Raw genomic sequence first — 13,440 nt, 5'->3', positions numbered from 1 at the left:
TTGAAATGAGCCATAAAAAAAAGGAACATTATTTTCTATCCGAAGGAGGAGAAATGGGAGAATTAATTCGTTCTGCCAATTGGAACCAAACTCCTTTGGGGGATCCCGAAAAATGGCCTCAGAGTCTTAAAACAATGACTGCAATGATGTTAGGCAATCCGTTTGGAATGTACATTGCTTGGGGAGAAAATTATACTCAATTATACAATGATGCTTTCCGTCCTATTCTTGGCGCTTCAAAACATCCCGATGCATTGGGCGGAAGCTCTAAAGATACGTTTGCAGAAATCTGGGATACCATTGGTCCTATGTTTGCCAATGTGATGCAGGGACAAGCGGTAAGTTTTCCTGATTTTAAAGTTTCGCTTCATCGAAATGGCTATACAGAAGACTGTTATTTTGATTTTTCATATAGTCCCATAAAAATAGAAGACGGTTCTATTGGAGGAATTTTGGTTACCGTTATCGAAACTACCGAAAAGAAAATTGTTGCAGATGCTTTACAGGAAAGTAATGCACGATTTATCAATAATATCATGCAGGCTCCTGCCGCAATGTGCATTTTTAGGGGCGAAAATCATATTGTTGAAATCGCCAACGAACAAATGCTGCTGCTTTGGGATACAAGAGCAGAAAGTGTAATTAACAAACCTATTTTTGAAGTCCTTCCTGGATTAAAAAAACAAGGCTTTGATGAGATTCTTCACAACGTTTTTACAAACGGTAAAAAAATTACAACTGATGAACTTTTTGTCCAATTAAATCGAAACGGACAAACCGAAAATACGTATATCAATTTTGTCTACGAAGCCTTAAGAGAAACCGACGGAACTATTTCTGGCGTTGCCGCAATTGCAACAGAAGTTACCGCTCAGGTTTTGGCTCGTACCAAAGTACAAGAAAGCGAACAAAAAATAAGACAGCTGGTTGAAAATGCTCCTTTTCCAATTGCGCTTTATGTCGGCAAAGAAATGCGCATTGAACTGGCAAATGAATCTATAATAAAAGTTTGGGGAAAAGGACCAGATGTAATTGGAAAAACATACACTGAGATACTTCCAGAATTAAAAGACGGACCAATTTTTAAACAAGTCAAAACCGTTTATGAAACAGGACAATCTTTCCATTCTAATAATACCCGAATCGATCTTGTTGTAAACAACGAATTAAAAACATCCTATTTTGATTATAGCTTTACGCCACTTTATGACAACCATGGAAATGTTTATGGCGTAATGAATACTGGCGTTGAAATTACAGACTTATATTTAGCCAAACAAAAAATTGAAGAAAGTGATAAACGGTTCCGTGATACTGTAAGACAAGCTCCTGTTGGCATCACCATCCTTCGGGGATCAGAATATATAGTAGAAATGGCCAACGAAGCTTACCTCAAGCTTGTCGCTCGAGAAGAAGAAACTTTTGTTGGAAGACCATTATACGATTCTCTTCCAGAGGTAAAAGAAACCGTCAGTGCTTTACTTGATAGCGTTTTAAAAACTGGTATTCCGTATCATGGTTTTGAAGTTCCTGTTCCTTTAAACCGATTTGGAAAAATACAAACTTCGTATTTTGATTTTCTTTATCATCCATTAAAAGAAGAAAATGGGACCATTTCCGGAATTTTAGTAACGGCTACTGAAGTTACTGAAAAAGTAGAAGCTAGAAAAAAAATTGAATTAAATGAGGAACGCCTCAAAATTGTAGTTGAAGCCAGCGAATTGGGGACATGGGAATTGAATGCTAAGACCAGAGTACCCACTTATTCTCAAAGGTATCTTGAAATTCTTGGCGGCTATACGGAAGAAGTGGCGTTAACCCACGAAGAATTATTAGCCCATCTTCATCCCGATGATTTACACATTAGAAATAAAGGCTTTAAGGAAGCTTTAAATACAGGTTTCTTAAATTATGAAGTCCGTGTAATTTGGAAAGACCAATCAATACATTGGATTGAAGGAAAGGGAAAAGTTTTTTTTGATGAAAATCATGAGCCTGAGAAACTCATTGGAACAATTCGAGATATTACAGAAGAAAAAAAATACCAGCAGAAAATTGAAGAAAGCGAAAAGAAACTTCGCAATCTTATTATGCAGTCGCCTGTTCCGAAAGCCATTTTGCGAGGAGATGATTTTGTAATCGAAATGGCCAATTTTGTGCTTTTGAATAATATCTGGAAAAAAGAAGAAGCTGAAGTTCAAGGGAAAAAAATATTGGAAATATTTCCAGAACTGAAAAAACAAAAATATGCTGATTTATTAAAGAAAGTTTACGAATCTGGAAATGTATACTCAGAATCAGAATCTTTACTTTTTATTGAAAATGAAAAAAGCAGCAACTCATTTTATGTAGATTTTGAATTTGCACCGCTCCGCGAAAGTGACAATTCGATTTCTGGAATTAGAATGACACTTATTGATGTTACCGAGAAAGTTGAAGCTAGAAAGAAAATCGAAGAAAGCGAGAAGAGATTCCGATCGCTTACCGAAAGTATTCCGCAATTAATATGGGAAACTGATGCCGATGGAAATGCTCTTTTTACTTCGGGAAGATGGCTAGAATATACCGGTATTGAACCAGGAGTTGAGGGATCATGGCAGAAAATGATTCATCCAGACGATTTTGATGAAAATATAAAAATATGGCAGCACTCGCTTGCAACGGGAGAAATGTATCGCTGCGATGTAAGAATGCGAAGAAAAGACGGCTCGTACAGATGGCATACTGTTATTGGCGAACCTGTTTTTGGGCCCGACAATAAAATTGTAAAATGGGTTGGCGCCTTTACCGATATTCATACTGAAAAAGCTTTTACGCACGAACTCGAACAACAGGTTACAGCCAGAACTAGAGAATTAATCCAGATTAACGAATCGCTTAGAAAAAGTGAAGAGCGCTATCATTTAATGGTTGAAGAGGTTCAAGAATATTCGATTCTATATTTAAATCCAGATGGTATTGTAGAAAACTGGAATGTTGGAGCCGAAAAGATTAAAGGTTACAAAGCAGAGGAAATTATCGGGAAATATTTTGCGGTCTTTTATACTAACGAAGATCAGAAGAATAAACTGCCAGAAAGACTTTTGAACTTAGCGCGCGAAAAAGGAAAAGCAGTACATGAAGGCTGGCGCAAGCGTAAAGACGGAAGTTTATTCTGGGCAAGCGTAGTTATTACAGCTGTGCACAATAAAAAAGGTGATGTAATCGGTTTTTCAAAAGTTACGCATGACTTAACCGAAAAGAAAAAAGCCGATGATAAATTAAAAATGAATGCACTAGAGCTAGAGCAGAAAAATAATGAGCTGGAAGAAATGAACAAAGAACTCCAGTCGTTTGCTTATATCTCAAGTCATGATTTACAGGAACCGCTCAGAAAAATACAGACTTTTGCTTCGCAGATTATTGAAAAAGAAGCCGAACATTTATCGGAAAATGGAAAAGATAAATTTAAAAGAATGCAGAACGCAGCACAGCGAATGCAGACTTTAATTAATGATTTATTGGCTTACTCAAGAACAAATGCCCACGAACGTATTTTTATAAAAACAGATCTTGCTCAAATTATAAATGAAGTAAAAGAAGATTTAACAGAAGAACTAGATCAAAAAAGCGCTATAATTGAAATTGAACAAAATGCAGAAGTTGATATTATTCCGTTTCAGTTCAAGCAACTGCTTTATAACCTCATCAGCAATTCGTTAAAATTTTCAAATCCTGATATTCCAATTGTAATTAAAATTAGAAGCGAAATTGCATTAGGAAAAGATTTAGAAAATGAAAAACTAATTCCGGCTAAAAAATATTGCCATATTAAAGTTTCAGATAACGGAATTGGTTTTGAAGCGCAGTACAACAAAAAAATATTCGAAGTTTTTCAGCGTCTTCATGGCAGAGACCGCTACAATGGAACTGGAATAGGATTAGCTATTGTAAAAAAAATTATTGAAAACCACAACGGAATCATTACCGCTTCGGGTATTCAAAATCAAGGAGCTTCTTTTGACATATATATTCCTGTAAAATAAGAAATTTCAAATTCCAAATTTCAAATTCCAAATTTCAAATTCCATAAAAAAACGGAAACTGCCAATAAGCGGTTCCCGTTTTTTCATTTCAAAGGAAATTGAAATTATCTCAAAACAAATTTTATCTAGTATAAACAGTAATTATACCTGTTGTTTTGTCTTTAATTTTTAACTCTTTGTTGGTAAGATTCATGATATCGCTAGTAGAACTTACGTTTCCAACAGTAATAGTCAAATCGTTATGAGATCTTACATAAGTACCAGTAGTTTCTGTTAAAGCACAATTACTTCCATCATAATCTCCAATAACTGCTGCATTACTTAATCTTAAATCTAAATAATCTCTATTGCATCCTGGCGCATTTTGTGGCGCATCAACTAATACTTCTTGTCCATTAACAATTGTTCCTGTTTGGCTTAGATTATACTTCCCTTGAATAGGAACTATTGTTTCTCCTTCATTATCGTCGTTACTACAAGAGGTTACGAACATTCCCGCGCTTAAGGCTAATACGAATAAAAAGTTTCTGTTTTTCATGATTTCTTTGTTTTTTTATTAATTTAATTCAATAATGCTAAATTAAATGTATTTATTTACAAAAAATTTCATGATTCTGCGAATATTTTACATAAATCGCATTTTCTATAGATTTTACTTTTTTACATATTTATTTAAAATATATCTTGTTACAGGTTTTAAAGGGCTATTATTCTCAGGATGCCTTCCATGTCCGTTAAAGAAATCTATTCCATTTGCAGTTTTACCATACCACACAACTGCTTCTCCATTTGTATTAAAAAATGCTGTTGTATCGCATACTTTTATTTTTTTTAAATCAAAAACAGTTTTGTCAAAAGGTTCTACAACATTAAAACTTCCTAAACCATTTACTTCCAAATCACAGCTTACTTTTTCATAGTGATCACTTGACCATTGCATGCATTGTTTTTGAAAGAAAGCAAAATAAATCATTATTGCCAATCCAGCAGAAACAGCTGCAACCACTGAATATTTTATTATTCTAAATTTTCCTATACCTTCCGTTCCTATCTTAACAGGAGTTACTATTCCCAATGGAATTGTTTCCGAATCCAGATTTTCATCTTTCTCTATTAACGCAGCTTCACCTTGCTTTACTTCTTCATTTTTAGCTTTTTCTGTTTCTTCATTTTTTAAATCAGAAAAATTTTCGTTTTCTAACTCATCAATAGAACTAGCAGAAGAAATTTCCGGTTTATAATGTTTGGTGTTTCTTAGCTCTTCTATCAATTTCAAATTCTCAGGATCAATTTCTTTTCTAAACTTATTAAAAGGTCTAGGATTAAAATCTACCAAAATTGCTGCCATATCAACAACATCAATTTTATCTGGATCTGTCTCTCCTTTGAAAAATTTTTCTACTGGTCTAAATAAATCTGTCTCTTGCTTAAACTTTTTTTTTGAACTAATATCAAAAGAAAGTCCTAGTAAAGAATTGAACACATTCAAATCATTTGAATGCATATCGTTATTCGCAAATTTTTCCCAACATAACTTATTTAGTTTTCCTCTTGTTGGAGCATTCAAGAAATAAAAATCATCACCATTTTTTACTTCTTCATATTTTTCTTTAATGGCTTTTTTATATAAATCTTCCAAAGTATTGTTATTCATAGGCTTCATTTTTTTGGTTTTTAAGGATTTATAAGGAACAATAGGGATTTTACAAAATTTAATCGGAAATCCCGGAAATCCGTATCAATGCAGGTTCAAAACCGTTGTTACTTTGCCTCAACAAAATTAGTTATCGCTTTGATCTGCAGGTCAAAAGCAAATGTACAAAACTAGTTTATTTACAAAGTGTGGAAAACCGTAAGACGGATTTTATCCGGGAAGTATAGATGAAAATCTTACGGTTCTACACACTTCACTTCCCAAACAAAATTTGGCATTGCTGTCATTAAAAACAGTCAGAAAAAACTCCAGACAGCAATCCTCATGTCTAATTTTTAATCTATAAAAAAATGAAAACTCTATATTTATTGGGAGCGTGCGCGCTGTTGTCAACTACATTATTTTCTTGTACTGCTGACGAATTTGAAACAGAAAGTAAAAAAACTGAGGTAAAAAAAGAAGTAACTCTGCCAGAAGGACAAGCAAGTGAACCAGATGGTCCTGGTGATGATCCAATTGTGGTTCCTCCACCAAAAAAATAATCCATAAAATAGTACATATCTATTTTATTATTAATTTCGGGGAAAGTATTATTTATGATACGATCCCCGTTTTTATTTCTTCTAATCGCATTGTTTGTTTTTTCGTGTGCAGAAAAGACCTCTACTTCTATTGATGATAAAGATATAAGAGAAAAAGCCTTTCAGTTTAGAGAAAAGGGAATTGCACAGCTTCAAGAAAAAAACTTTAATAGCGCTTTTTATTCTTTTAATAAATCTAAAATCTCTTACGAAAAGATCAAAGACAGTGCTAACATCGTCTTCAATCTTATTCAGATGGCTTCGATCCAACAGATAAACGGAGATTATTATGGAAGCAAAGAAACACTGACGGAAGCTTTGCCTTATATCAAGAGAAAAGATATTTACAGCGCATCTATCAATAATTTTTTTGGCATTGCCGACAAGGAACTTTCTTTATATGACGATGCTATATCTTATTATAAAGAAGCTATAAAAGATTGTACAGATTCTATTTCAAAACAACCTCCTTTGAATAATATAGCCGTAGTATATATTCAACAGAAAAACTACAACAAAGCAATTTCCATTTTAGAATCAATTTTAAATAAAAAAGATTTAGACAGCATCTTGTCTTCTAAAACTAAATCGAGAGTTCTTGATAATCTTGGGTTTGCTTACTTCAAAATAGGAAAACCAGACAAAGGTTTGCTTTTAATGAATGAGAGCTTAGATTTAAGGACTAGAACTGAAGATTTTTATGGAAGCATCGAAAGTTATCTTCATTTAGCCGAATATTATTCTAAAACTGATATTCAAAAATCAAATGAGTATGCTAAAAAAGCTTATGAAATTGCAACTAAATTCAATAGTATTGATGAGCGACTGAGAGCTTTAGCGTTTCTTGTTTCTAACGGATCTGAAACAAAGTATGGCAAGAAATATATTTCTTTAAATGACAGCATTATTAAAATCAGAAACAATTTTAAAAACAAGTTTGCCAAAATTAAATACGATTCTAAGAAAGAAAAAGACGAAAATCAGAAACTTCGATTAGAGAAAGCCGAGAACTTGCTTGCGCTTCAGACAGCTCGTTATCAAAAGATATTTTTTATAATTGGCATTACATCTCTTTTTCTTCTTTTGCTCTATTTGAGAAAATTTTATCAGAACCGAAATCGAATTGAGAAAATAAAAACAGCGTACAGTACCGAAACCCGAATTGCCAAAGATATTCATGACGGATTAGCAAATGATGTTTTTCATGCTATAACCTACACACAAACCCAAGTTTTAACAGACGAAAGCAATAAAGAGAACTTACTTCAGAAACTTGATGATATTTACTCACGCGTACGCGGAATTTCTAGAGAAAATAATGATATTGATACGGGGCCAAATTTCCCAAACAATTTAAAAGCAATGCTTTCTACTTATAATAGCAGTCAAACTAACGTTATTATAAATGGTGTTGAAAAGGTAAATTGGGATTCGGTTGATGATTTAAAGAAGATTGCCATTCAGCGAGTTTTACACGAATTAATGGTCAATATGAAAAAACATAGTGATGCTCCTGTTGTATCTATAAAGTTCAATATGGACTCAAATTCTCTTCTTATTGATTATAGCGACAACGGAAAAGGCTGCGAAAAATCAAAAATTATAAAAAATGGTCTTCAAAATATGGAAAACCGTATTTTGTCTAATAAAGGAACTATTACTTTTGACACTGAACCTGATAAAGGTTTTAAAGTAAAAATAACAATGCCTAAATAAGAGCCTATGTTTAAAAAAGTAATAATAGCCGAGGATTTTGAAGAATTCAATTTAGCCATCAAACAAACTTTGAATGATTTCAACATTGTCAATTTTCAACACGCAAAATATTGTGACGATGCCTTTCTTAAAATTAGAAAAGCGATTCAGGATAACGAACCATACGATTTATTGATTAGCGATCTTTCGTTTAAAAAAGACCATCGCGAAGTAAAAATCGACAGCGGAGATGAATTGATTCAAAAAGTTCGTGAACTCCAGCCTGATATTAAAATCATCGCCTACTCTATTGAAGATAAAAATGTTCGCATAAAATCGCTTTTTGAAGATTCTGAAATTAATGCCTTTGTGTTAAAAGGCAGAAATAGTATTGAAGAACTCAAAAAAGCGTTGACCATAATTTCGTCTTCTGATCAAAGATTTATTTCGCCAGAAGTTGCTTCAGCGCTTCAGGAAAAAGGCAATTACGAAATAGACGATGTCGACATAAAGATCTTAAAATATTTGTCTGCTGGAACTTCTCAGGATGAAATTATAGAAATCTTTAAAAGCAGTGATATAAAACCAAATAGCAAAAGCGCTATGGAAAAAAGATTGGCAAAACTAAAAGACTTTTTCAAAGCCAACAATACCATTCATCTGGTTTCGATTACAAAAGATATGGGGATAATTTAAATCTCTATTTATTACCCATTTAAGCTCCTTCGGGAGCTTTTTTTATTTTCAAGAATTATAATATCGGATTATGGATTTCCGTAAAATACTGGTTTTGATTGGTTTTACTTTTGGGTTGTAAATCAATTTAAAAATTAATTAAAATCAAAAATTATGGAATACAAAGTAGTGCCATTCGTGGCTTCAATCGATCCAAAAAAAGGAACTTCTAATCATGTTGCTGAACAACTTGAAAGTTTAATCAAAAATTACACAAGCCGAGGTTGGGAATATGTGCGCTTAGAAAGTGTATCCACATTTGTTCATCCTGATAGTGGTTGTTTTGGATTCGGTGCAAAACCAGGCTACACAACAAATAGTCAAATGGTTGTTTTTCAGAAAAAATGAAATATTTAACCTTATTAATTATTCGATTGTATTGGATTTTAATTCCGCAGTCTAACAGAAGGAAATGCATTTTTAAAAAATCCTGCTCAAATTATGTTTTTGAAATAACTCAAAAAGAAGGATTTATAAAAGGTTTAAAAGCATTTCAATTTCGATATAAAAACTGCAGAGGAAATTTTTCCATTTTTAAGAATCCAATTAATGACCAAATCCAAATGATTCTTCCTTCTCAAATCATAATTGATAGAGAAGAAATAGCTGAAAGATTAATTAAACAAATCTAAATTACCTAAACCATGAATAAAAAAATTACTCAAGTTATACTTTCATTACTCGCAATTTTCGCTTTTGCAGTTTCATGTTCAGAATCTGGTGATTCAATTGAATCAGCTGAAACCAATACAAGCTCGTCTTCTAGTTCCTCTTCAAATTCAAATTCAAACTGCCCAACAAAAACTTGTGCAGATTTTTCAACTCAGGCTCAGGCACAAGCCACTTATGATAGTAACAGAAGCTGTTACAAAAACCTCGACAGAGATGGTAATGGAAAAGCCTGCGAATCTTTAAAATAAACAAACCCAAAAACTATGATAACACTAGAACTAAAAAGTCATTTTTTAAGATTATATCAAATGGCGTTATCTGATGATCAATTTGATGTATTAGAACTTCAAATGCTGTATCATTTTGCAGACGAAAGAGGAATTCCAAAAGAAGAACTCGATAAACTTTTTCTGAATCCAATTAATGCTGATTTTATTGTTCCGGAAGCTTTACATACCAAAATCGAATATCTGTATGATCTTACCCGAATTATTTGGGCTGATGGAAAAATTACTGACGACGAATTAAACATGCTGAGAAAGTATTGCAGAAAATTTGATTTTGTTGAAGAAAACATCAATGATTTATCTGATTATCTGATTGATTGCGTTCAGAAAAACATTGGTAAAGAAGAAATTATTAGTCAACTAAACGCTTAAGTTATGAAACCACTTGCACAATTATTCAGTTTAAAAAAATCTGAAGATTCTCCTTTTAAAATTCTGGAAGAAAATGAAGAAGACAGAGAACAAATCAGAATTACGTATTATCAAAGCGGTTTTGCTGCATCGGTTAAGGCAACCGGAAAACCAATTGTTCTCAAAGCATGTCTTCAAAATTTATATATGAGTTTTGAAGATCAGTGCCGAAAACAAAAAATGGAGCAAGACAAACTGAAACAGCCCTATCGTGAAGAACAGGAAAAAAACAGAACTGAGCTCAAAAAATCTGAAGCCGCAATTGGTATTTATGAGAAAAAAGAACAGGATATCAATGATAATATCGACCAGATAAAAAACGAAATTATTGAAGTAAAACGAAATCCTGACAAATACGGAATCGAAGAAGGAAAAGGTCTTAAAGCCCAATTTTATATTGGTTTGATTCTATTACTGCCAATTACGCTTTATGTTTTGGTGTTTTATATTTCAGCTTCTTATTCTGCTTTTTTCAAAGAATTTTCAAATGACAGTTTAACTGCGGCCATTTTTGATGCCGATGCTTTTACAAATGCTTTTAAGGCAAGTTGGCTTGAAGGCGTTTTGGTTACCACTATTCCGTTTGTTTTTATGGGATTGGGTTATGTTATTCATATGGTTCAAAAAGGAAAAGGAATCAAAAACATTTTTAGACTTGCTGCACTTTTTACTATTACATTTCTATTTGACGGTCTTTTGGCTTACATCATTGAGAAAAAAATATACGAGTTTAATAAAACAACCGAATCTTCTCCTTACAATTTAAATATTGCTTTGGGCGAGCCAGAATTCTGGATGATCATATTTGCTGGTTTCGTGGTGTATATTATCTGGGGATTGGTATTTGATTTTGTAATGAAAGAATTTGAAAACATTGATAAAATCAGAGCTTTTATAAGAGGGAGGAAAGAAAATCTAGTAAATCTGGAAAAACTGAAATCTGATTATATTAATAAAATCAACGGTTTTAAAGAACAGATTGTAACCATAAATGGCAAGATATCAGAACTCCAATTGAAAATAGACGGCTTTGTTTTTCCTGTAAAAGAATATCTGCATTATCATCATCAATACAAAGAAGGCTGGTTTCAAGCTATCAATACAGAAATTGCTTTGCCACATAAGGAAAAAGTAGAATTACTGGAAAACTGCGAAAATTTATCTGAAGAGCATCTTGGAAGATTAAATTTAATAGACCCTGATTTTCAGCATTTAGTGTATTTTAAAAATTAAGATTATGAAAAACACTTTACTTAAAATTTCAATGTCATTGTTATTGGTTTTATTCTTTTCATGCAAAGAAGAAGCAAAAACAGAAAGCAAAGAAACCTCAACTAAAAGTTCTGTTTCAGAAAATTACAACATTAGTATTTTGCTGGATTTATCAGACCGAATTAGCCTCAAAAAAAATCCTAATCCAACAATGGAGATTTACCAAAGAGATTTAGGATATATCAAATCGGTTTCTGAAGCTTTTACAGATCATTTAAAATCAAAAAGAATGAGGCAGATTAATGATAAAATGCAATTATTTTTTAATCCTGAACCCGAAAACCCTGAAATTAATTCGGTTTCTAAAGAGTTGAGAATTTCGGTAAATAAAGATAATGCCTCCAAAAAATTCTTAAATTCTATTAACAATACTTATTCTTCAAAAACAGCTATGATTTACGAATCAGCGATTAAAGATGATAAATACATTGGTTCAGATATTTGGAACTTTTTTGACAGCAATGTGCAAGATCAATGCATTGAAAAAGACTTTAGAAACATCTTAATTATCTTAACTGACGGATATATGTTTTATGAAGGAACAAAAATTAAAGACAGGAATTTATCTAGTTATTTAACACCTCAGCTAATTAAACAAAATGGCTTGAATACAAATAACTGGAAGAAAAAATTCGATGAAGAAAATTTTGGTTTCATTAAGATAGATACAGATTTATCTAATCTTGAAGTTTTAGTTTTAGGAATAAATCCAAGCAAAAACAATCCGTTTGAAGAAAAAGTTATACAAGCGTATTGGGCTAAATGGCTTTCTGAAATGAAAATAAAACATTTCGAAATTAAAAATGCCGACCTGCCTTCAAACATGGATAAGATCATAAAAGATTTTATTTTAGAAAAAGAATAAAAAACTAATCTTATGCTTTTAAAAGAGGAATTTCATTGTCCTCTTTTTTCCGTTTAAATCCTTTCCAAAAAAACTTTCTCTAATTTTTCGTTTTGATTACGGTTTTCCATAATACACTGATTTTTATTGGCTTTACATTTGAAATATTAATTTAAAACTACAATCCAATGGAAATGAATATTCAACTAAAATCATTAGCCGATAAAATAAATCAGCTGAAAAGTAAAATCGAAACCGAAGAATCTACAAAACATGCTTTTGTATTGCCTTTTATACATGTTCTGGGATATGATGCATTTAATCCGCTAGAAGTAGTTCCTGAATTTACGGCTGATCTTGGCTTAAAAAAAGGAGAAAAAGTAGATTATGCTATTTTTCAGAATGGAGAACCCATTATCATTGTAGAATGCAAAAGCTGGAAAGAAAAACTTACTGTTCATAATTCACAATTATTCCGCTATTTCCATGTCACTAAAACGCGATTTGCACTTTTAACAAACGGAATTCATTATCAATTCTTTACCGATTTGGACGACCAAAACAAAATGGATGAAAAACCATTTCTAGAATTTGATATCTGCAATCTAAAAGAAAACACAATAAACGAAATTGCCAAATTTCATAAAGCCAATTTTGATGTCGATAATATTGTAAGCAATGCAAGTTCATTAAAGTACATTAAGGAAATAAAAAAGCAGATAAGTACAGAATTAGAAAATCCATCAAATGAATTTACAAAACTTTTTGCCAACAAAGTTTACACAGGTAGGCTTACAGAAAAAGTTGTGGAAGAATTCAAAGATTTAGTTCAAAAATCAGTAAATCAATTTATTAATGACAAAATTAACGATCGTTTAAATGCGGCTTTAAGTAAAGAAACAATCAAACAACAAGACGAAGAAATTGTCTCAGTTGAAGATGATAGCAAGGTGGTTACAACCGAAGAAGAACTTGACGGTTATCGTATAGTCGTTGCCATTTTACGACGAAAACTCCCAGTAGCCAGAATAGTATATCGCGATACACAATCGTACTTTGGGATATTGCTGGACGATAATAATCGTAAACCTCTTTGCAGACTTCATTTAAACAGCGGAAAAAAATACATAAGCCTTTTCAATAATAATAAAACCGAAGCTAAAATTGCTATTTCCTCAATTGATGACATTTACCAATACGAAAAGGAATTATTAGAGACTGTGGCGCTTTATGAAACTGAATTAAATCCCGTATAAGTACTCAT

At 32.3% G+C, this 13,440-nt stretch carries 13 protein-coding genes; 11 read left to right on the top strand and 2 right to left on the bottom strand.

What is annotated here, in order from left to right:
- Positions 1-5 precede the first annotated feature (5 nt).
- A complete protein-coding gene (locus GR162_RS10575) occupies positions 6-4,025 on the top strand; it encodes a PAS domain S-box protein (protein WP_160782122.1) in 4,020 nt (1,339 codons plus the stop codon).
- 121 nt (positions 4,026-4,146) lie between these two features.
- Here the strand turns inward: GR162_RS10575 and GR162_RS10570 are convergent, their stop codons facing one another.
- Both GR162_RS10570 and GR162_RS10565 read right to left on the bottom strand, forming a co-directional pair.
- On the bottom strand, positions 4,147-4,563 hold the full coding sequence (locus GR162_RS10570) for a lipocalin family protein (RefSeq protein ID WP_160782121.1): 417 nt from the start codon (positions 4,561-4,563) through the stop codon (positions 4,147-4,149).
- A gap of 114 nt (positions 4,564-4,677) precedes the next feature.
- Positions 4,678-5,679 carry a hypothetical protein gene (locus GR162_RS10565; RefSeq protein ID WP_160782120.1) on the bottom strand — a complete coding sequence of 334 codons (1,002 nt, stop codon included), beginning with the start codon at positions 5,677-5,679 and terminating at the stop codon, positions 4,678-4,680.
- 350 nt (positions 5,680-6,029) lie between these two features.
- On the opposite strand from GR162_RS10565, the gene GR162_RS10560 reads away from it, so the two are divergent.
- The 10 genes from GR162_RS10560 (at position 6,030) to GR162_RS10515 (ending at position 13,432) form a co-directional block, all read left to right on the top strand.
- A complete protein-coding gene (locus tag GR162_RS10560; protein ID WP_091133418.1) occupies positions 6,030-6,221 on the top strand; it encodes a hypothetical protein in 192 nt (63 codons plus the stop codon).
- A 54-nt stretch (positions 6,222-6,275) separates the two neighbouring features.
- On the top strand, positions 6,276-7,976 hold the full coding sequence (locus GR162_RS10555; protein ID WP_160782119.1) for a tetratricopeptide repeat-containing sensor histidine kinase: 1,701 nt from the start codon (positions 6,276-6,278) through the stop codon (positions 7,974-7,976).
- Between the two features lie 6 nt (positions 7,977-7,982).
- The gene (locus tag GR162_RS10550; RefSeq protein WP_160782118.1) at positions 7,983-8,651 is read left to right on the top strand and encodes a response regulator transcription factor; all 669 of its coding nucleotides are present in this window, start codon (positions 7,983-7,985) and stop codon (positions 8,649-8,651) included.
- A gap of 153 nt (positions 8,652-8,804) precedes the next feature.
- Complete coding sequence (locus tag GR162_RS10545) at positions 8,805-9,038, top strand: hypothetical protein (protein ID WP_160782117.1); 234 nt, start codon at positions 8,805-8,807, stop codon at positions 9,036-9,038.
- Positions 9,035-9,322, top strand: a complete 288-nt coding sequence (gene yidD / locus GR162_RS10540; RefSeq protein ID WP_091133422.1) for a membrane protein insertion efficiency factor YidD — start codon at positions 9,035-9,037, stop codon at positions 9,320-9,322. The genes GR162_RS10545 and yidD overlap by 4 nt, the downstream gene beginning before the upstream one ends.
- A 12-nt stretch (positions 9,323-9,334) precedes the next feature.
- Positions 9,335-9,610: an excalibur calcium-binding domain-containing protein gene (locus tag GR162_RS10535; protein ID WP_160782116.1), complete on the top strand. Its 276-nt coding sequence runs from the start codon at positions 9,335-9,337 to the stop codon at positions 9,608-9,610.
- Between the two features lie 15 nt (positions 9,611-9,625).
- Positions 9,626-10,021: a TerB family tellurite resistance protein gene (locus GR162_RS10530; RefSeq protein WP_160782115.1), complete on the top strand. Its 396-nt coding sequence runs from the start codon at positions 9,626-9,628 to the stop codon at positions 10,019-10,021.
- A gap of 3 nt (positions 10,022-10,024) precedes the next feature.
- Positions 10,025-11,293, top strand: a complete 1,269-nt coding sequence (locus GR162_RS10525; protein WP_160782114.1) for an ABC transporter permease — start codon at positions 10,025-10,027, stop codon at positions 11,291-11,293.
- A 4-nt stretch (positions 11,294-11,297) separates the two neighbouring features.
- Entirely contained in the window at positions 11,298-12,197 is a 900-nt protein-coding gene (locus GR162_RS10520) for a hypothetical protein (RefSeq protein WP_160782113.1), read from the top strand.
- A 167-nt stretch (positions 12,198-12,364) separates the two neighbouring features.
- Complete coding sequence (locus GR162_RS10515; protein ID WP_160782112.1) at positions 12,365-13,432, top strand: type I restriction endonuclease; 1,068 nt, start codon at positions 12,365-12,367, stop codon at positions 13,430-13,432.
- Positions 13,433-13,440 lie beyond the last annotated feature (8 nt).

It is taken from the genome of Flavobacterium sp. HBTb2-11-1 (genome assembly GCF_009826975.1).
Taxonomy (GTDB): Bacteria; Bacteroidota; Bacteroidia; order Flavobacteriales; family Flavobacteriaceae; genus Flavobacterium.
This window is presented reverse-complemented; position numbering and strand designations above follow the sequence as displayed.